Source organism: Aquimarina algiphila, from assembly GCF_947494415.1.
Taxonomy (GTDB): domain Bacteria; phylum Bacteroidota; class Bacteroidia; order Flavobacteriales; family Flavobacteriaceae; genus Aquimarina; species Aquimarina algiphila.
This window is the reverse complement of record NZ_CANLVC010000001.1, coordinates 586,280-607,837: the sequence shown is the minus strand read 5'-3', so window position 1 is coordinate 607,837 and position 21,558 is coordinate 586,280. Positions and strand designations below refer to the sequence as shown.

Sequence of the window (21,558 nt, the reverse complement as noted above, 5' to 3'; positions counted from 1 at the left end):
TCCGAACAGAGAAGTTAAGCCCATTAGCGCCAATGGTACTACAATCGTGGGAGAGTAGGTCGCCGCCTTCCTTGAAAACCCTTCAATATCAATATTGAAGGGTTTTTTTTTATACCCAAATGTAATAATAATAAAATATGTGAAGAGAATAGAATTAATGTAAAATTCTATAAAGGAGGAGATTTCATCTCACTTCTACAAATTCAATCGAATATTACAGTTTAATAAGCACTAAGGCAACATCCTCTAAAACAAAAAACAGGAAATCCAGGTAGTAATGGTGTGCATTGTGATGCATTAGTACAACTTTCTCCAGTAGACCCACTTCCATTAGAGTTACATTGGCTAGAACGAGAACCAATAATGTTAGATTGTTCTTTTTTGGTAAGTTGTTGAACTCCTTTTACGGTTAAAATTTTTGAATACATAATTATTTGAGTTTTAAGATTACTACTAATATACTTAAAAACTTGAAAGTATTCTTGTTTAGGATGCTTTTGAAATAGAGGTATTAAGGTTTAGTTCAATTTTCTTAAAGAATTCTTCGTTCTTATATGGCTTTCTCATAAAATCACTAAAACCAGAATCTGGATGAAGTATTGCTTTTATCGTATCTTGAGTATCTGAAGCGGTCAATGCAATAATAGGTATGTGTGGATCAAATTCTCTAATTATTTTAGTAGATTCCATTCCGCCCATTTTTGGCATATTCAAATCCATTAAAATAAGATCATATCTTTTTTTCTTTACCATTTCGATTGCTATGAGCCCATTATCAGCAATTTCAGAGTGATACTCCTTTGATTTAAGAATGTTTTGTGTAACTATTTGATTTATTTTATTGTCCTCAACTATTAAGACATTATAATCTTTGGTATTTAAGGAAATACAATTTTTAGTATTATTTTCTTTGTTAATAGCTTCATTTTTTTTGTCGATTTCAAAAGATATTGTGAAGTAAAATGTAGATCCTTTTCCGGGAGAGCTGTTAATTTTAATGTCACCTCCATGGAGATTAACTAAATTTTTGACTATATGTAACCCAAGACCTGTACCTGTAGTGTGATCTTTAGAATTGGCTTGAGAAAACTTATCAAATATTAGTTCTTGTTTGTCTAAGGGAATTCCTCTTCCATCATCTTTTATTTCAAATGTTATTTCAACCTCGTTATCGATAATGACCGGGTTTATAAAATTCAGCCAAATATTTCCGTTTTTAGTAAACTTATTAGCATTACTGATTAAATTGATGAAAATTTGAGATAACCTTACGGCATCTCCAATAAGTTGATTAGGAATATCGGGATCAAGATTTAGATGTAAAGTATTGCCATTTTTTTCAGCTTGATATTCGAATGAATTTTTAATATCATCTGCAAGATTTTTAAGATCGTAACTAGATTTGTCAAGATGTATTTCATAAGATTCCATTTTGGTAACTTGTAATACGTCATTAATGAGATTAAGTAGGTGATCGGCTGAGAATTTCATGAGCTTTATAAACTTATGATTTTCTTTGTCTGTTATTCGTTCCATTAGAATCGAGGATAGACCTACTACTCCATATAATGGAGTTCTGAGCTCGTGACTAACCGTTGATATGAATTTTGTTTTTACAGCTGCCAGATGATCAGATTTTTCTTTTGAAATTTTAAGTTCTTTATTCCTTAATGCAAGAGATTGCCCAAGGGTTTTTATTTTTCTATGATTGTAAATAAAAAAACAAAAGAATATTAAGCATAATAGAAGCAGAGAGACAGTGAATATAGATATGGTTTTAGATTGTTTGGCTTTTTTAGTTTCTACAGTGTTTTTTTCTTCACTTACGGTTAACTGTTTTTTATATTGATGAGCTTCTTGCTTTTCTATGTCGAGAGCAGTTTGATGATGCTTAGTATATTTTTTTAGAATCGCATATGCTTTATCTTCTCTTCCAATTTTGACCAATAAATCTTCATATTTTTTATAAATAGTCATCGCCTGCCTGAACAATTGATTTTTTTCGGTTATAGTAGCAGCTAGTTCATAATACTTTATAGCATTACTATATTGTCTAAAACGATAGTAGTATTCTCCATAACTAGCATATGTAGTAGCTAATTTTGAGATGTCTTGCTGGTTATTAATGAAATATTTTTTGCATTTTTCTAGCAGATCATAAGCTTTTTTGTAGTTTTTTGTTCTTATGTAAATATTGGCAAGGTTTAGTGCTAAAACATGCTGAGATTTTTCATTTAAATCATTAGAATTCTCATAAATATGCTTTATTCTTCTAAGCGCTTTTTTTGGCTTATTAAATCCGTTTATATACACTAAAGCAATATTATTATTTATATCTATGGACAATTCTGGATATCCATCGAGTTCTTTTATAAATAATTCAGCAATTTTATAATTTTTGATTGCTTCTTCGTAATCTTTATTGGTATAGTAAACTTTCCCTAGAGCATTATATGAATGCGCTTTTAGATAATATTTTTGTTTGGGATTAAATTTTTCTGAGACATCAATTACTGTTTCAATAGTCATGATACGACTGGCTCTTCCTAATGAATTAAAATGGTTTTCAGTATGAATAATAATGCTTTCTAATTCAGAAAACGACATTTCTTCATATTCATGTTGAGCATATGTAATTGAATAAAATAAATAAAAGCATATAGTAACTATATGATATTTTTTAATTCTTATCATTCAATTCAGTTTTGGGGTGCTCAAATATATAAAAAAAACACAAATAAACAGATAATACGTAAAATAAATACGGTAAAAACGCATTTTTAGATAAAATAAAATTTAAATAGAAGGAATAATACTACTTTTTTAGAAATGAATTATTATAACTTTGGATTTTAGAAAGTAATAATAAACTATATGTTGATTGTATGTATTTATACATGTCTGGGGTCAGGGATGTAATCTTGTTTTATAATTTTTATAACCTCGATACTTAAAAAATTAAATTCTTCAACTACTTTACCGTATATACGATAAATACCTCTTCCTTTTAATTTATATCTTTCTTGTGTTTTTGGAAATATTACAGTATCAAAAATGTTTCCGAATTGGTCTAAAAATGTTCCAAAAGCCATGCGCTTTCCTGAATGGGTCTTAGTATTTTTCATGGCAATTAAGTATCCATAAATATCTATGAATTTATTAGTGTATTTATGAAGTTGATTAGCACTATTTTTGTTTTTTGGAGGAGAAGCTAATATTTTGTAATATCCAGAAAGAGGAAATCCAAAAGATTCAATTTGTTCGAATGCGGTTTCTAGTTCTGAAGTTTTTAATTCTGGAAGTTTGTACTCTGTACGTTTCTCTTTAAATAGAAGGGGTTGATTGTGTTGTTGAGTAGGTGCACCATTGATTTTAAAGTGAGCTTCCCATAATAATTCATGTTTATTCTTTTCGGTGAATCTGAAAGCTTCAATCTTAATAAGAATGCTTATCTGTTCTATGCTTATTTGTACTCTGTCAATAAAATTATCCAAAGAGGTGTAAGGGCCATTTTGATTTCGATCTGTTAGAATTGTTTGAGTAGTTTTGAGATCTAGGTTTCTTAGAATCATTAGCCCTAAGAATATATTTTTATCTATAATGGTATGTTCATGATTACTGGTGTTAATGCATGGAGTTTGTATTGTGGCTCCTAACATTTCTGCTTCATGAAGGTATATTTCAGGACGATAAAAGCCTCCTCCGTTATTGAGTGTAGCGACTAAGTATTCTAATGGAAAATATGCTTTTAAAAATAAACTTTGATAGCTTTCTACTGCATATGATGCAGAATGGCCTTTGGGAAATGCATATCCGGCAAAGCTAGCTACTTGATTCCAGATCTCATGAATTAGAGACTCTTTATATCCTTCATTTTTACAATTGTTTATAAATTTTTCTTTTACGTCTTTGAACTCTTTTCGGGATCTAAATTTACCACTCATACCTCGTCGTAATACATCAGCCTCATCCAATGTTAGCTTTGCAAAAAAATGTGCTACTTTAATTACATCTTCTTGGTATACCATAATTCCATAAGTTTCATTCATTAAGTCAAGCATAATCGGGTGAGATTTTTTTCTTCTTTCTATATCATGTTCGCGTAAAATATATTCTCGCATCATACCACTTTTGGCTACACCTGGTCGTATAATAGAGCTTGCGGCTACTAAGCCTAAATAGTTATCTGTTTTTAATTTACTCAATAACATTCTCATTGCAGGAGATTCAACATAAAAACATGCTAAGCACTTAGCTTCTTTTATTAAGGTATTAATTTTAGGGTCTTTTTTAAATCTTGAGATATCATGAATATCAAAATCGGCTACTTCTGGTTGATTGTATTTAATGATTTTTATAGCGTCTTTAATTTTTGCTAATCCGCGTTGGCCCAGTATATCAAATTTATATAGGCCTAAGTCTTCTGCTATGATCATATCGTAATGTACTGTTGGAAATCCTTTTGGGGGTAAATCCGTGGCAGAATAAAAATGTAAAGGATGTTCACTAATTAATATCCCACTGGCATGAATACTGAGGTAATTAGGAATCCCCTGGACAAGATTGCTATAAATAATAACTAATTTATGAATATGATCAAGAGTGTTGTAGTCATAATCACCTTCACTTAATTTGTCGATTTCAAATTTCGGAAGGCCAAATACTTTTCCGAGTTCTCTTACTGCACCTTTATAATGAAATGTGATGTATGTTCCTAATAATGCTACATTATCAAATTCTTCAAAGATGAATCGTGTAATATCTTGTCGATCTTTCCAAGAAAAATCAATATCAAAATCTGGAGGACTTGTACGATGAGTATTTATAAAACGTTCAAAATATAAATCTAATTCTATAGGATCTACATCTGTGATGCGAAGTAAGTATGCAACAATGCTATTTGCACCACTACCTCTACCCACATAATAATAGCCTTTACTTTGTGCATAAGAAATAATTCTCCAGTTGATTAAAAAATAGGAGACAAACTGCATTTTTGTTATTAGCGACAATTCTTTTTCTAATCGATCCAATACTTCTTGTTTTGGATTTGGATATCGATACAATAACTCTTTTTGACAAAGTTCTCTTAATAGAGTATTATCTTCCTCAATAGTACCAGTATATGTTTTTTGGTTAAGAGAAGGTTTGTTTTTAGAAAAATCAAAATCAATAGTACAATTTTTCTGGATTGCAATGGTATTTTTAATAATGAAGTCAAATTCTGAGAATTTTTCTTCTATTTCATGATAAGGAATCATTTTTTCTGAAAAACAAGCTTGTTGAGTTTCTGGTAGTCGACTTAGTAAAATATTGTTATCGATAGCTCTTAACAGGCGATGAGCATTAAAATCTTTTTTATTTCTAAAAGTAACAGGTTGTAATATTACTAATTTATGTTCTAAACTTTTTAATCTGGAAAGGCGGAGTTTTGAGATTTCTGTTATAGATACACCGATAAATTCGTTAGTTAAAAACTCAGTTTTATTTAATGATATTACTTTTTGGATAGGGTATATGATATATGCTTGTTTAAACACCGGAGCTGTTTCTGGGAAATTGATTTTTTCATGAGAATGATATGATAAGAAATCATTTAGCTCTTTATATCCTTCATTGTTTTTGGCGAGACCTATGTATAAAGGCTGGTGTTTGTTTCTAAAATCTACTCCTATAATGGGTTTGATTTTATACTCTTTTGCTTTTCTTATAAAATTAAGACAGGCTGAAGTATTATTAATATCAGTTAAGGCCAAACATTTTATATTGTTTTCTTCAGCTAATGTTAAGAGGTCTGTCTCAGAAAAAGTTCCAAAGCGTAAACTGTAGTATGAGTGGCAATTAAGGTACATTTAGTATCAAACTGTACGTTATATTTTATTTGTTGTTTATATTTTGAATATTTATTGTTTTCTGTGTGCTAATACTATTGGTGGCTGACCATTAAAAGGGTTTTGCATTCTGCCAATTGTAGATGATCCTATGGCTGCAGCTCTAATCACACTTCGATCTCCATATCGAACTCTAATATTGTCTAATGCCTGATACAGGTTAAGTTGTTTCTCATCATCTTCAAATAAGTTGATCTGATAATTTCCACTTACCAAATGACTAAACCGTATACCTATTAACCGTACTAATAATCTTTTCTGATATAATTTTTCGAATACCTCGAGAATTTTGGGAATAAGAATGTGATCTCCACTTGTATACGGTATTTTTATTTGTTTAGAGTATGTGTTGAAATCAGAATATCTGATTTTTACGGCAATGCAAGCAGTTAACTTATTCCCTCTTCGCAATTGATAAGAAAGATTTTCTGTCATTGCAATGAGAATATTTCTAAGCTTATAAATATCTATAGTGTCTTTATCAAATGTTCTTTCTGTAGAGATTGATTTACGTTCAGAAAATGAAATAACAGGTGTGTTATCTATTCCATTAGCTCTTTTCCATATTGTTAAGCCATTTACTCCTAGTACTCCTTTCATGATATCTGCAGGCATGTCCTGGATAGTTTTAATATAACGAACACCTAAATTTCGAAGTGTATAATAGGTTTTATCACCTACCATGGGTATTTTTTTAATTGATAGAGGAGCTAAAAATGGCTTTTCTGTACCAAAATCTATTTTTAATTGGTTATTAGGTTTAGCTTCATTAGTTGCTACTTTAGAAACTACTTTATTACCAGAAAGACCAAAAGATATAGGAAGACCGGTTTCTGTGATTACTTTTTGGCGTAGCTCTGAAGCATATTTGTAGGATCCAAAAAATTTATCCATACCAGAAAGATCTGCGTAGAATTCATCAATACTCGATTTTTCAAAAACAGGTACTTTTTCTTTAATGATTTCTGTTACCAGATCCGAATATTTGCTGTAGGTTCCTGCATTTCCTTTGATTACTACAGCTTCTGGACAAAGTTCTTTTGCTATTTTCATAGGCATACCAGAATGTATGCCATAGGCTCTTGTTTCATAGCTACATGCCGCTACAACACCACGATCACTAATGCCGCCAACAAGCAGAGGCTTGTTTTTTAATGTGCTATTGATGATGCGTTCTACAGATACATAAAATGTATCCAGGTCAAGATGTAATATAGTTCTCAATACTAAGTTTTATGGAATAATTCCAAATATATGGAATTATTCCTATTGCTTTGTAACTTAGTTATTAATTTTATTCACAATATAGCGTATAAAAAAACGACACCTATAAAAGGTGTCGTTTGAAAAAATTCTATTTTGGGGCTACAAAATAAAATTAAGCGGTTATTAGTTTTCTGCCATATTATAGCTAGCAAATTGCTGCATAGCAGTTTTAGTAAGTTCTTTTGCTCTGTTTACATAGAAATTCTTTGTGTCATGAAGAGATTCATTCTTTAAATCATTTTCACTTCTTACATAATCAGCTTGTGATTCAAATTTAGATTCTTCATTTAAAACAACACTCAATTCTTGTAAAGCGCTTTCTAATTTGTATAGTGCTTGTTCAGCTTTTGATTTAATTAGAGATTGTTCTTTCAGTTCTGCTGCACGCTTAGCTTCAAATTCAGCCTTCTTTCTGCTTTGTTCAGCTATTTGTTGCTCTAATTGTTGTTGTTCGATTTCTAATTGACGACGCTTGGCTTCTAATTCCTTTTGCTTATCAGATACTTCTTGTGTTGCTTCTGCTAATTCATTTTCTTCTTCAATAGATGCGGTTTCTTCTACATCAGAATAGCTACCTACACTTGCTTGACAAAATGTTAGTTGTTCTAAAATTTTAGAACCTAGCTCTTTAGCTCTTTTTGCAAAAAATCTACTACGCTCATATGTGTCTTGTTCTAATGAACTTTCCATATCAACTCTAGCTTGGTAAGCTGTTTCAGTTGCTTTTTTACAATTACATTGGTCAGCTAAATTTTCTACTTTTTGAAAAGCTTCTATAGCTTTATCTGCATATTCTTGGGTGTGAAAAACATTATTAGCACCATGTGCTTTCTTACTATGAGAATACGCATAACTTGCAGCAGTTAAGGCATCGTCGTATACGTTTTGGGCATTAGTTTTAGGAATAAAACATAGCAATAATAAGATAAGTGCAATTCTTTTCATTCTTCGGGGGCTTTTAAATCACAAAGCAATAATACAATATTTTATTTGTAAAATCCAATAAAAAGGCCATTAATCGATAAAAAGCGTATTTTATCTTAATTTTTACGGGTAAACCTTAGTTTTAGTGATAAATATCCTACTGCTTGTGAGAAGGTAAGATAATTATTATGTGGACTTTATGATCCTAAAACGTTGATATTTGTTTTATATTTTATTATAATATTTGAAAAATAGATTTATAACTTAAAAATATTTATTTTGTAAGCTAATTATGTATATTACGTCTAAACAGCCCATGAAACAATTAATTATATCTTCAATAAATCATAATCTCAATAATGCTATTGCACTATTAGACGCAATTGATTCTAATACTTACAAAAACACTTCAGTGGGGCCATACTACTCTAGTATAGGTTCTCATATACGACACACACTTGATTTTTTTGACTGTATCATTAGCGGATTAGATTCTAATAATATTGATCTAACTGCTCGTAAGAGGGATGAGACTTTATCTACAGATAAGAAATCTGCAATAAACTATATATATCAACTTCAGGAAACATTGTTATCTTATGTAGATGTGAATACTGATTATTTGATAAATGTCACAGATAATATGGGGCAAGGAAAAGTAACCGTTAATTATACTTTAGAAAGTATCTTATCACATGCAAATAGTCATGCGACGCACCATTATGCTATTATAGGATATATTCTTGATCATTTAAAGGTAGAAATCAAAATTAATGGATTTGGTTATAATCCTACATCCCCGGTCAATAAAAGAGAAGGTATTTAATATATTGCTTTGCACTTTCTTTTATTTATCAAATTTAAAATCTAATTTATTTTTTCAGTCTCAAAATTTGAGATTGCAAGATTCTATTATTGCATTAAGAAATAACACTGCTAAAGGTGTTTATTAATTGTTAAATATTAAAATCAAAAAAATGAAAGATTTAAAAAATTTTGAAGTACAAGAATTGACAAATGAAGAATTAAGCGTAGTAAATGGAGGATATTGGGGTCTTGTTAGAGGAGCACTTACAGTTATGTATTATGCTGTGAAAGAAACTCTTAGCGATCCAGAAAAATATTACGGAGCAGAAGTTGATGGAGCTTTAGGTCAGGTTAAACTGTAAGTTGCCATCTCATTTTGAGAAAAATTAATAAGAAATGAATTCTTAAGAAGTACTTCTTAAGAATTCATTTCTTTCCAAACATAGAATCCATTATAGTTTTTAGGCCTTTGAATGCCATAAATATGGCAAATCCAGCACTAATTAATCCTAATACTAATATAGGTATGTATAAAGGATGTTCTTGATTTTTGAATGCAGAATGAATAACAACCGGACTAATAAACATAAAAATCAAAGCTATAGCCATACGTTGAACTCCTTTGCCTAATAATTCTTTATTTGTTCTTTTAGGCTCCATAATTATCTATTGCGTTTCGTACACTTCCATATTGTTCTAGTAACCTTGATGCTTGCTCTCGATCAATAGATAATTCTTCCATAATCATACGTGTTCCTCGATCTACCAATTTGTTATTACTAAGTTGCATATCTACCATTTTGTTGCCCTTTACTCTTCCTAATTGAATCATTGTAGCAGTGGAAATCATATTTAGGACTAGTTTTTGAGCTGTTCCTGCTTTCATGCGAGAGCTTCCCGTCACAAATTCGGCCCCCACGGTAACCACAATAGGAAATTGTGCAGTTGTGGCCAAAGGGCTTCCTTCATTACAAGTAATACAACCCGTAGTAATATTATTTTCGTTACAATGTTGTAATGCTTTTACTACATAAGGAGTTGTTCCTGAAGCTGCAATACCAATCACTACATCTTTTTCTGAAACATTATATTCTGTTAAGTCTTTCCACCCTTGAGTAGGACTATCTTCTGCAAATTCTACAGCTTTTCGAATGGCAGTGTCACCTCCTGCAATTAAACCAATCACAAGATCATGTGAAACCCCAAAAGTAGGAGGGCATTCGCTGGCGTCTAAGATACCTAATCGACCACTTGTTCCTGCTCCTGTATAGAAAAGCCTACCTCCATTTTTTAGTTTTTGTACAATTTCTTTGACTAAAGCTTCTATTTGCGGAATTGATTTTTCTACAGCATCAGGTACCGTTTTATCTTCAGTGTTAATATTTGTCAATAACTCAGTAACACTCATTTTTTCTAAATGGTTGTGTTTGGAGGTTTGTTCTGTGGTTTTAATAAATTGCATATATCAAAAATACAGATTAAAGAGCGCAATAAGTCATATTATTGAGTAGAAATACTATTTTTTCTGAATGGTAAAAGGAAAACTATAAGTCTCTGAAAGGTTAAAATATCCCAATGGATAATTATCAGAATTTGTAGTATTGATAATATTTCCTCTTAATACTGCAGGTGGAGCTTGGAAAGGATTACCACCATCTTGTTCACTTTGTTCGATAAGAATACTAGAATAATTAAAATATCTTTGATCAATACCAAGAATTTTTATAGTAACTTCTCTACCTTCAACTTCTTCTGGGTTTTCATAGAAGTATGAGAATTTAAAGGGTTTTCCCTGATAAAAGCGATCTTCACTGGGTAGAAATAGATTAAAATCAAAATCAAAAAGATAGAAATCATTGCGATTTCCGTCATCGGTAAAACTAACTTCTATTTCGATTTCATTACCTTCAAACAATGTTCCATCTCCTTGTGCAATATTGTCAATAGGTACGGAGGGGATAATTTTTGTAGTAGCTTTATAGGTCTCATTATCATGAATTACAGTAAGTTCGTAATCTGATTCAAAATCCCATAAAAAACTTCCGTTAGAAGGTATGTATGTACCAGGTTCAAAAGATAGTTCGTCAAAATTGTATATAAAATCAAATGTGAGGTTAGTAATATAAATTGTAGCATCACTAACAGTAGGAGTATTTTCATCAAAGAAAGGCGCAGACATTGTTAGTTTTATTTCTTCATTTTCGAGTCGTAAAGAACCATCTGTTTGTGTAACAAATTCTAATGAAGCGTCAATGACCAGTTTTGGCTCACCTTCAGGGACATCAATATCAACGACATCTTCACAACTCATAAAAAATAGAATCCCAAATGCTATATATATTACTTTCCTCATTTCTCTAAAATTTAAAATTGTAGGTTATAGCTGGTATAATCCCAAAAATTGAAGTTCTAATAGCTTCATTGGCAAAAGTATCTTGATTTCGACTAAAGTTAATAGAAGCAGCATTTCTGCGATTATATATATTATAGACGCTAAAGACCCATTCTCCTTTCCATTTTCTATTATTGTTTTTTCTTGGAGTTAAGGTAGCAGAGATATCAATTCTATGATACGAAGGTAAACGTTCACTATTTCTGGGTGCATCAAATACAGGAACTACCAATCCCTGAAACTCGAACTGCCCTGTCGGATAGTTAGTAGGCTGCCCAGTTTGGAACAAAAAATTTGCTCCAAATTTCCATTTTTCATTTAACTCATAACTTCCATTAAAGGATATGTCATGAGTTTTATCATATGGAGTATTATACCATTCTCCATTATTAATGCCGGGTTCTTGAGGTGTTCTTCCAGGAGTTCGTTGTTCTGATTTAGATAATGTGTAGGCCAACCAACCTTTAAATTTTCCTTCATTTTTTCGTAATAAAAATTCGAGACCATAAGCACGAGCTTCTCCATTTAGAATATCTTGTTCTATAGCATTGTTTGCAATTAGCTCTGCTCCATCAATATAATCGATTCGATTTTTAATTTCCTTATAGAAAATTTCTGTTTCGATAGAATAAGTATTGTCGTTAATATTTTTAAAATACCCTAATGCATATTGATTAAGTAATTGAGGTTTTATAAAGTTGCCACTTGGGGTCCAAACATCTAGTGGAGTAGGGGAATTAGTGTTGGATAGCAAGTGAAGATATTGAGCCATTCTATTATAACTTGCTTTTATCGAAGTGTCATCATTAAAAGAATATGCCAGAGCAACTCGAGGTTCTAGATTAGTAAATGTTGCTATTTGATCATTTCTGCTAAGATTTTCTGTTCCTATAGGTTCGGCAGATTCATAAATTTGAAGATTTTGATTAAATAAGAGAGGATTGTTATCTTGATATACATTTACTTCATTTTGCCCTAGTCTAACAAAGTTGCTTAGTCTAAGACCGTATCGAAGAATTAGATTATTAGAGATTTTATGCTCAGCATCGATATAGGCACCAAATTCATTTGCATATTTATTGATGAGTTTTTCCCTTTTAATTCCAGAGTCTTCACTATTAGGTTTTATTTCTCCCGGATTAAATCTATAATATATATTGCTAACCCCATAGTTCAGTTGAAATTTATCACTTAGATAATGTTTTAGATCATATTTTAAATTGAAATTCCTAATGCCCGAATCCCATTCAAAACCTACAAAATCGAGTTCTAAACCATAAAAATAATCAGAATATATTAAAGAAAGATTTGAAAATAATTTATCCGAAAATAGGTGATTCCATCTTAAATTAAGCACTGTATTACCATAGATGTTTTCAAAACTCTCATTAATGCCAAATACATCACGACCAAAATATCCAGAAAGATATATGTTATTATTTTCATTGATTTTGTAATTGAGTTTTGTGTTTAAATCATAGAAAAACGCAGTATTATCGTTATCAAAGAGTGGTAGGAAAAGATGTGCATAAGAACCTCTTCCTCCAATAAGAAATGCCCCTTTATCTTTTTTGATTGGCCCCTCTGCCAGTAATCTACTGGATACAGCGCCAAGGCCACCATTTATTTTAAATTTTTTACTATTTCCTTCTTTTTGATAAATATCGAGAACAGAGGATATACGTCCTCCATATTTTGCAGGAATTCCGCCTTTATAGAGTTTAATGTCTTTTATAGCGTCGGGATTAAAAACAGAAAAGAAACCAAAGAGGTGAGAGGAATTAAAAATAATCGCTTCATCTAATAGAATAAGATTCTGATCAGCTGCTCCACCACGAACATTAAACCCCGAAGCTCCTTCTCCACCACTAGTAACACCTGGTAAAAGCAAAATAGATTTGATTACATCAGCTTCTCCCAAAACCACAGGAATCTGTTTTATGGTTGCAGCAGAGAGTCTGTTGACACTCATTTGAGGGGTTTTTACATCTAATTTCTCTATGTTCTCGGTAATAATTACTTCATCTAAAGCTTCTGACGCTTCAGTTAGTTGAAAATTTAATTTTTTATCCTCACTAAGATCAATTTCTTGTATGATATCCTGAAATCCTAAATAGCTAATTTGTACTTTATATTTGCCTTGTTTTAAGGTGATAGAATAAAAACCGTATTCATTAGTTACTACACCTTGTCCCATTTCTGGGAAAATAACATTGACACCAATTAATGTCTCATTACTTGAACGTTCTGAAATTACACCACTTAGAGTGAATTTTTCCTGACCTAATAAAGAAGAGTAGGTTAACAAAAATAGAAATACCAGCATTAGGCTGGGAGAAATGATTTTTTTCAATAGAGAAGTATTTTTGTTATGATTATCTAATATGTAAACTGTAAAAGAAAAAAGATGTTACGACTTCTACAACTACACAAAAGTTAATTTTGAGTTATATTATTTTATTGCACTCGAAAATAACCTTTTTAATTTAAATACTCCATTGAAAGTTTATGGGAAACCATTCTTCGTTAGGCGTTGAATTCTCTGAGGATTCAAAAGAAATGTTTTTTTTGAGATATACTTGATTGTCTTTTGTAAAGACATAAAGTGTATTTAGATTTTGACTATTAATTGTTTTTGATTCATTTATCATTTGGGATCTTTTTTTTATAACGGTTTCTTCCTAAGTTAAACACACCAACTTTTATACCAAAACTAGCAGAAAATCCATTGATACGGGTAATAGTATCTGGAGATAACTCTACTTTACTAGAAAACCGGTATTTTACTCCGGTTTCTAATTGAACATATCTAGAAATATTATATAGGATGCTTACTCCAGGTTCTACAACAAATACGGCATCCCATTGATCTTCTTGATAACGTTCTGCTTCTTCATCGTCGGCCCAATCAGTATTAACATAACCAGTAGCCCCGCCTCCTATTAAGAGAGGGAAAGAAAGGTTGATTTTGGCTCTGCTGAAAAAAATAGGTTCTAAATGAACGCCTGAGTAAACTGCCCCCAGATCAGCACTATTTGAGGAAAAAACACCCGATATGTTTTGATTAGAGAACAATCCTTTTGTTACAAATCCAATTTCAAATTTACGATTGGCTACATAAGCTATTTTGAGCCCTGCAATATATGTATCCCTGTTTTCAACTTCTCCATACCCTGCACTAATACCTATATACACACCGTGTACAATATTTTTTCGATCGTTAAATTCAATATAATCTTTAGATTTTTGAGCAATGCTGTTAAAATTATATCCAACCAGCATAAAAAGTAATATGATTCTTAAATGTTTCATTCTACTTGATTAGTTATGTTATTATCATTGACAGTTTAATTTTATAATGGTTGCACTGAAATGATTTTTTTATTGATTTAGTATTTTTTTTGATAGTACCTTTTAATTATTCTGTTAAAACGATGACTCCTTTTTTCCCTGTTATATGAAATTTTCCTGGAGAACTACTATTACCATATGTTGCACTAATATCTCTTATTCTCTTTCTTTTATCAATCATATCGGTTGTAATATTAGTAAATGATTTAGGAATTCTTAATAATCCCTGCTCCAAAGAAGCACTAAAATCAATAGCTAAACCAGATATATTAATATTTAATTCTGAAGATTCTTGATTAATAACTACAGCGGTGTTAGATTTTTGGATTTTAGATATCCAAAAATCAGCAACTTCCATAGTAAGGTTTATGTTTTCGTACACATCATTTAAGTACATACTGCTAAACATTAATTCACCTTGAAGGTTCCCTATTTTGTTAACAGCAACCTGATCTTTACTCGAGTGTATTTCGAGAGATTTTACATGTTCAATTTTTATAATTGTTCCGCTACTGGTGATTTTAAGATCTTTGGATTCTTTTATATCAATCTCCCCATTTTTAAAACGTATGTTTCCGTAGGTAATTGATTTTGTTTTTAGTTTTCCAAATTTCATTTCAATATTCGCATTATTAAGATCTTTATTTATCCACATATCTCCATGTTGTGCATTTACTTTTAGTTTACCGACCCATTCGCTTATAATAATATCACCAAATTTGTTTATAAGATTAATTTCGGCATTAGAAGGTAAGTGTATTGTATAATCAATTTGGATATTTCCTTTGTCGAAATCAAATGGATTTACATTATTAAAAAGTTCTTTATTAAAGAATTTAGAAATCATACTGGTGTTTTTTTCTTCAATAATAGAAGTGATGCTAATGAAATCCTCAGTAGTGTTAATTTGAGGTTTAATACGTTGCAGTAGCTCTTCAGCAGCTTCTTTTTTCTTTTTAACCACTTGTATGTCAATGGTTACTTGTATTGTTTTTTTATCCCAACCATTGATAATTACGTTACCATATTTGTTTTCCAAATGTAATTCGCCAGTATTGGTCAAAGCATATGTTTTTTCGATCTTTTTTGATACTTTTTCTTGTGCATGTATGCCATTCTTCATACAAAATAATATGAGTATCAACAGGAGATATTTATAAAATGTAGCCATCATTATTATTTGATTTTTTAGAATCATTGATCTGTTTCAATAAATTCTCGATCAATTCTATTCTTTTTTTATAATTGTTGACAATGGCCTCTAAAATGTATTCATTATTCAGGTTCTTTGTCATTTCTAATTTTAAAGTTTCATATTCCTCGTCTAATTCATCCATAAAAGACAGAAACTCTTTCTTATCTTTTGGTTGTAGCTTGGGATTGTTCTTTACCAGTTGAACTTGAAATGAGACTAAATCCTTGTAATAGTTATCAATGTCTCTAAGTTCTTGGTGTACTATATTGTTTTGGTTATTTGCGTTAAACCCAGATGTTATAAAGAAGTTTACTGTAGAGAAGGCCCCAATAAGAATCAGGATACTAGCTGCTATTTTTAGTAACGGAAATTTTCTCCATAACGGAATTGTTTTTGGAGTTTCTAACCCAGATTCGATATGAGACCACATCTTTGATCTATCAGCTTTGTATTCGTCAAATTGATGTTTGTTCTCTTTTATATATTTTTCAAAATCGTCCATTGTATTATAAAGTGTTTACAATTTCAATAAGTTTTTTCTTTGCTCTATGGTACTGTGATTTGGAAGTAGAAATGGCAATGCCTAATATTTCTGAAATCTCGATATGATCATATCCTTCGAGTAGATAAAGGTTAATGATTTGTCGATATCCATCGGGGAGTACCTTAATACCTTTTTTTATTTTTATAATATCAATTGTTGCTACTTGATCATTTGCTTCTTCACTGATATGATACTCATGTTGGTCAAGTGGGGTTAATTGTATTTTTTTTAATTTTAAATGATTTATACTTTTATTAATTACTATTCTTTTTAACCAGGAACCAAAAGTGCTTTCATATCTAAATGATTTTAGATTTTTAAAAGCTTCAATAAAACTTTCTTGAACAATGTCTTCTGCATCTTCTTTTGTACCTAACATTCGCATACTAATATTGTACATGGCATCTATATAGAGCTCATATAACTGGTATTGCGAATTCCTATCACCAGACTTGCTTTGCTCAACAAGATCTTTATGCGTATAAAGGATATTGGTTTCCAATTAGTTTTACTTGATTGTAATTTTCTTTAAAAGTACTTTTCTTTTCTAGTTATTACTATTGACAATCCAAAAAACAAAGGGTTGCATCTCATAGAAAAAAGAATGTGTTTTTATAAAAAAAATAGAATAATAGAAAAAGTCTTTAATGAGAATAACTCTAGACAAAGTATAGTTGATTATTATATCTTTAGTGCAATTATACCTTTTACAATCAAGTTTTGCAATACAAAGAAAGGTAGGGGAGACTTAATTAGATTAGATTTTGGGTGATTTTAGTTTTCTGTAGAGAGTTGAGAGTGCCAGGAATCTTTAAACAAAATCATATTTGTTTTATAAATTTTTAATTCTTTTTTCCAAGAAGAATCATCACTGCTAGGAATTAATTTGGTTTCTTGTATGAGTTGAAAGTCATTGATATCATGATTGTACAAATATTTTAATTTGAAAATACAGTTTTCATAGGGGTGTGTATAGTATCCTGAGTAAAATATACTTAACTGAAAACCATTTTTGTTAATATCAATAGTTGTAAGAGGATCATTTTGATCATGAAAAATTAGATTGTTATTACTTGAGTGTAATTTATATGTGCCAGATGTATTTCCTAATGCAATAGCTAGTGTCGAACGATTTTGAGTTTTGTTATTTATCATGTAAATGAATGCATCGGCAATCCCATCTTTATTAATATCGGCTGTCTTATAGTATCTTAGTTCACAATTTTTAAATTCTTGTTCAATAAAGGTTTGTATTTTTTTAGTTTCAGTAAGTTTTGGAACTAATTTACCATTAGTGTCAACGGTATATGCTTTAGCTATTTTTTTTCTATAAAAACTATTATAAGAAGTACCTGATAAATCAGGAGAGGGGATGTCAATACTTTCACCTTCTGAGTATATTGTGTTAATCGTATTTCTGGTACCGTTGATGAATGATGGAAAAATAGTAGTATTTCCTTCAAATAGACCTCCATCACCAACACCTGTATTATCTATAAAATACTTTAGTTTTCTGCCATTCCAGCTATAGATAATATCTCCACTGGTTTGTCCACAACTTTCAGCATAGTGACAAATAGTTATAAACTCCTCAACTTGTGGAATTCCTAGATTGCCTAAGAGTGTTATATTATCTCCTCCGTTTGTTTTTATTTTATCTATGATTTTTCCATTTTTTATAGCGATAAGATAGTTTTCTTTCATTAAAAAAGTGACTTCTTTGTTTTTTAGGCTCTCGGCTCCTATTGGTGTTAAAAATTGATTCCATACATAGGCTTCTTGATGTTTATACTTTATATGACTCCAGTACCCTTTTTGGTTATTTATAGTATCTTCTTTAAAACTATAGTTAAGAATTTCTACGCTGTTTGGTATCTGTAGTGTTGCTATGATAGGTGATTTTATAGAGGCTTCAGATCTGATATTTACATTATTGGCTGTTATATACCCTAATTGTGAATCACTTAGAAATGGGAGTTCTAATTTTTTGGTAAATGGTGTTAATGCACCTTCGTCCCATTGATAAAGTAAAAAGTCATTGGGTTCTTGAAATTTAAAAACTATTATTTCCTTATTGTCGCTATTATGGGTAGTACCAATGCTAAAGACTTCGGATAATTCTTTATTTGCTTTAAGTGCTATAGGTTGATGTGATATAAATTGGTTATTATGAAATATTTTTACGCCTATTTTACTTTCTGATTCTTCCTTTATAAGTAATCTATAATCGGTATTTGTATGAAGTTTAAAAGCAAACCTTGAAACAAGATTATTCCATACGTATGCGATCTTGTTTTGGTATTGTGTTTCAATCCAATATCCAGGAGTGCCATTAATTGTATCCCTTATATGAGTATATGTTTCTTGTAATTTGTCACCTGGATTTAAGGTTGCGATTACTTTTGATTTTATTGAAGAAGAGCTCCTTAGGTTAACATTAGCGTTATAAATAGAAACAGGGCTATTGGATATGTGATTCATATAGTATCCTCCTCTTTGGGAAAAGCTTATAGTTGATTGTAAAAGAATAAAAATAAGAAGAATGTAATACCGCATAGTTTTATGTATCCTATTAAGAGCAAATATAATATTGTAGATATCCAAAAAAGCCTACGAATATATATCCGTAGGCTTTTTTTATAGATTTGCCTGATCTTGAAAATAAATTGATTTTGTCAATTTACTTTATAAGATTCAATATTTATGCTTCTATAATGCTATTTAAAGTAGTACTAGGTCGCATTGCCTTAGATACTTTCTCTACATCTGGCCAATAATAACCTCCCATATCTACAGTACTCCCTTGGGCATTGTTGAGTTCAGTAATGATTTTAGTTTCATTGTTTGCTAGTTCTTTTGCTATTATAGCAAATTCACTTTGTAAATCATTATCTTGAGTTTGTTCTGCAAGTTCTTGTGCCCAATATAAAGCCAAATAAAAATGGCTCCCTCTATTGTCTAATTCATTTACTTTTCGAGAAGGAGATTTTTTATGATCTAGAAATTTTATAGTTGCCTGATCCAAAGCTTCAGCTATAATTAGTGCTTTAGAATTGTTATTGGTTTCACCTAAGTGTTCTAGTGAGACAGCCAAAGCGAGAAATTCTCCTAATGAATCCCATCTCAAATGTCCTTCTTTATTAAATTGCTGAACGTGTTTTGGTGCAGAACCTCCTGCTCCAGTTTCAAATAAACCACCTCCATTCATTAATGGAACAATAGATAACATTTTTGCACTGGTGCCTAATTCTAAGATAGGGAAGAGGTCGGTATTATAATCACGTAATACGTTTCCTGTAACCGAAATAGTATCCTGACCAGCTGCAATTCTTTCTAGAGAGAAACGTGTTGCTTCAACAGGAGACATAATTCTAATATCTAATCCTGTAGTATCATGCTCAGGTAAATATGTATTAACTTTTTTGATTAACTCTGTATCATGAGCCCTATTTTTGTCTAACCAAAAGATAGTAGGAGTATTAGTTGCTTTAGCTCTATTTACAGCAAGTTTTACCCAATCTTTGATTGGTGCATCTTTGGTCTGACACATGCGCCAGATGTCTCCTTTTTCTACAGTGTGTTCTGTGATTATATTACCTGCAGAACCAATAACTCTAACGCTACCGTTTCCTTGAATTTCGAAAGTTTTATCATGAGAGCCGTACTCTTCAGCTTTTTTAGCCATTAACCCTACATTAGGAACAGTTCCCATAGTGGTTGGATCAAAAGCACCATGTTTTTTACAAAAATCAATAGTTTCCTGATATATGCCTGCGTAGCTACTATCAGGGATAACTGCTTTGGTATCTTGAAGATTTCCCTGAGTATCCCACATCTTGCCAGAGTTACGAATCATAGCCGGCATAGAAGCATCAATAATAATATCGCTTGGAACATGTAGATTTGTAATTCCTTCGTCAGAATTTACCATTGCAAGTTTTGGGCCTTTTTCATAGCATGCTTGAATATCAGCTTTTATTTCTTCTCTTTTTGCATCTGGAACTCTTTTTAATTTGTTGATGAGGTCACCAAAACCATTGTTAACTTCTACTCCAGCTTCTTCAAGAGTTTCTGCATGTTTTTCAAATACATCTTTAAAAAATACTTCTACAGCATGTCCAAAAATAATTGGATCAGAAACCTTCATCATTGTTGCTTTCATATGTAGTGAAAACAATACATCTTTTTCTTTGGAATCAGCTATTTGTTCTTCAAGAAAAGAAATAAGTGCTTTTTTACTCATTACAGTAGCATCTATGACTTCTCCTGATAGCAGAGAGGTTTTTTCTTTTAGTATAGTTGTATTTCCGTTTTGATCAATAAATTCAATTTTTACTTCATCGGCTTCAGCCATGGTAACTGATTTCTCGTTAGAGCAAAAATCACCGCTTGTCATTGTGGCAACATGAGTCTTAGAGTCAGAGGACCATTCTCCCATAGTGTGTGGATTCTTTTTGGCATATTGTTTCACCGGTTTAGGAGCTCTACGATCAGAGTTTCCTTCTCTTAAGACAGGGTTTACAGCACTACCCTTGATTTTGTCATATCGTGATTTGATTTCTTTTTCATTGTCATTCTCTGGCTCTTCTGGATAGTTTGGCACAGCAAATCCCTGGAGTTGTAATTCAGCAATAGCGGCTTTTAATTGAGGAATTGAAGCACTAATATTAGGAAGCTTTATGATATTTGCTTCAGGTTTTTGGGCAAGTTGACCTAGCTCTGCAAGAGCATCAGCTTGTTTTTGCTTATCGGTTAATTTTTCGGGAAAATTAGCAAGAATTCGAGAAGCAAGTGAGATGTCTTTTGTCTCAATTTCGATATTTGCTGCTTTTGTGAATTTTTGAACAATGGGTAAAAAAGAATATGTAGCTAAAGCAGGTGCTTCATCAGTTCTAGTGTATACAATTTTTGAGTTATCAACTCCCATATTTTTGGTTTTTTATTTAGGGGTTCTCTTTTTTTAAGCTTAAAAGATCTAGATACCCTAATTTATTATACTATTTATGTAAGGAAATAATTAGTCGTTTAATTATTCTTAGACAAACAATATTGGTTGATCTTTTTTGCATTGACCATATTGAATATACAATATTATTAGTCAGAGATTTTCCGAGCGCGAAGATACAAATCTAGTAATGTAAATGCAACCTGTAAGGTGTTAGTTTTGAGTTAAAGACTTTGAATTGTA

Annotated in this window: 18 protein-coding genes and 1 rRNA gene; 3 read left to right on the top strand and 16 right to left on the bottom strand. The window is 31.1% G+C overall.

The genetic code is table 11. The features are described from left to right. Positions 1-71 (top strand): 5S ribosomal RNA (gene rrf / locus PQF96_RS28660); the annotation flags it as partial. A gap of 150 nt (positions 72-221) precedes the next feature. Here rrf and PQF96_RS02560 read toward each other — a convergent pair. The 5 genes from PQF96_RS02560 to PQF96_RS02540 all read right to left on the bottom strand — a co-directional run bounded on the left by PQF96_RS02560 (position 222) and on the right by PQF96_RS02540 (position 8,102). Next, on the bottom strand, positions 222-428 hold the full coding sequence (locus PQF96_RS02560; protein WP_109439227.1) for a hypothetical protein: 207 nt from the start codon (positions 426-428) through the stop codon (positions 222-224). A gap of 58 nt (positions 429-486) precedes the next feature. Further along, positions 487-2,694, bottom strand: coding sequence for an ATP-binding protein (locus tag PQF96_RS02555; RefSeq protein ID WP_271764983.1), 2,208 nt, complete (start codon positions 2,692-2,694; stop codon positions 487-489). A gap of 197 nt (positions 2,695-2,891) precedes the next feature. Further along, positions 2,892-5,852: a DNA polymerase III subunit alpha gene (locus PQF96_RS02550; RefSeq protein WP_271764982.1), complete on the bottom strand. Its 2,961-nt coding sequence runs from the start codon at positions 5,850-5,852 to the stop codon at positions 2,892-2,894. Positions 5,853-5,903: 51 nt separating this feature from the next. After that, entirely contained in the window at positions 5,904-7,115 is a 1,212-nt protein-coding gene (locus PQF96_RS02545) for a DNA polymerase Y family protein (protein ID WP_109439224.1), read from the bottom strand. A 165-nt stretch (positions 7,116-7,280) separates the two neighbouring features. Beyond that, positions 7,281-8,102, bottom strand: coding sequence for a hypothetical protein (locus PQF96_RS02540; RefSeq protein WP_271764981.1), 822 nt, complete (start codon positions 8,100-8,102; stop codon positions 7,281-7,283). 295 nt (positions 8,103-8,397) lie between these two features. On the opposite strand from PQF96_RS02540, the gene PQF96_RS02535 reads away from it, so the two are divergent. Together PQF96_RS02535 and PQF96_RS02530 are read left to right on the top strand one after the other, a co-directional pair. Then, positions 8,398-8,907, top strand: coding sequence for a DinB family protein (locus PQF96_RS02535; protein ID WP_109439222.1), 510 nt, complete (start codon positions 8,398-8,400; stop codon positions 8,905-8,907). Positions 8,908-9,058: 151 nt separating this feature from the next. Beyond that, positions 9,059-9,250: a hypothetical protein gene (locus tag PQF96_RS02530; RefSeq protein ID WP_271764980.1), complete on the top strand. Its 192-nt coding sequence runs from the start codon at positions 9,059-9,061 to the stop codon at positions 9,248-9,250. Positions 9,251-9,314: 64 nt separating this feature from the next. Here PQF96_RS02530 and PQF96_RS02525 read toward each other — a convergent pair whose 3' ends face one another. The 11 genes from PQF96_RS02525 to PQF96_RS02475 all read right to left on the bottom strand — a co-directional run bounded on the left by PQF96_RS02525 (position 9,315) and on the right by PQF96_RS02475 (position 21,297). Continuing rightward, complete coding sequence (locus tag PQF96_RS02525) at positions 9,315-9,548, bottom strand: DUF6095 family protein (protein ID WP_271764979.1); 234 nt, start codon at positions 9,546-9,548, stop codon at positions 9,315-9,317. Then, a complete protein-coding gene (gene murQ, locus PQF96_RS02520) occupies positions 9,538-10,350 on the bottom strand; it encodes an N-acetylmuramic acid 6-phosphate etherase (protein ID WP_271764978.1) in 813 nt (270 codons plus the stop codon). Before murQ ends, PQF96_RS02525 begins: the two co-directional genes overlap by 11 nt. Positions 10,351-10,404: 54 nt before the next feature. After that, a complete protein-coding gene (locus PQF96_RS02515) occupies positions 10,405-11,241 on the bottom strand; it encodes a DUF4249 family protein (RefSeq protein ID WP_271764977.1) in 837 nt (278 codons plus the stop codon). Between the two features lie 4 nt (positions 11,242-11,245). Then, positions 11,246-13,606 (bottom strand): TonB-dependent receptor, encoded by a 2,361-nt coding sequence (locus PQF96_RS02510; RefSeq protein ID WP_109439218.1) that lies wholly within the window; start codon positions 13,604-13,606, stop codon positions 11,246-11,248. 160 nt (positions 13,607-13,766) lie between these two features. Further along, complete coding sequence (locus PQF96_RS02505; RefSeq protein ID WP_271764976.1) at positions 13,767-13,931, bottom strand: hypothetical protein; 165 nt, start codon at positions 13,929-13,931, stop codon at positions 13,767-13,769. Further along, a complete protein-coding gene (locus PQF96_RS02500) occupies positions 13,921-14,592 on the bottom strand; it encodes a hypothetical protein (RefSeq protein ID WP_271764975.1) in 672 nt (223 codons plus the stop codon). Before PQF96_RS02500 ends, PQF96_RS02505 begins: the two co-directional genes overlap by 11 nt. 106 nt (positions 14,593-14,698) lie before the next feature. Next, positions 14,699-15,754 carry a hypothetical protein gene (locus PQF96_RS02495; RefSeq protein WP_143916124.1) on the bottom strand — a complete coding sequence of 352 codons (1,056 nt, stop codon included), beginning with the start codon at positions 15,752-15,754 and terminating at the stop codon, positions 14,699-14,701. Between the two features lie 31 nt (positions 15,755-15,785). Beyond that, complete coding sequence (locus PQF96_RS02490) at positions 15,786-16,328, bottom strand: hypothetical protein (protein ID WP_109439215.1); 543 nt, start codon at positions 16,326-16,328, stop codon at positions 15,786-15,788. Between the two features lie 4 nt (positions 16,329-16,332). Beyond that, positions 16,333-16,872 carry an RNA polymerase sigma factor gene (locus tag PQF96_RS02485; RefSeq protein ID WP_235011048.1) on the bottom strand — a complete coding sequence of 180 codons (540 nt, stop codon included), beginning with the start codon at positions 16,870-16,872 and terminating at the stop codon, positions 16,333-16,335. Positions 16,873-17,144: 272 nt separating this feature from the next. Next, positions 17,145-18,926: an SH3 domain-containing protein gene (locus tag PQF96_RS02480; RefSeq protein ID WP_271764974.1), complete on the bottom strand. Its 1,782-nt coding sequence runs from the start codon at positions 18,924-18,926 to the stop codon at positions 17,145-17,147. A gap of 145 nt (positions 18,927-19,071) precedes the next feature. Beyond that, a complete protein-coding gene (locus PQF96_RS02475) occupies positions 19,072-21,297 on the bottom strand; it encodes an NADP-dependent isocitrate dehydrogenase (RefSeq protein WP_271764973.1) in 2,226 nt (741 codons plus the stop codon). Between the last annotated feature and the right edge of the window lie 261 nt (positions 21,298-21,558).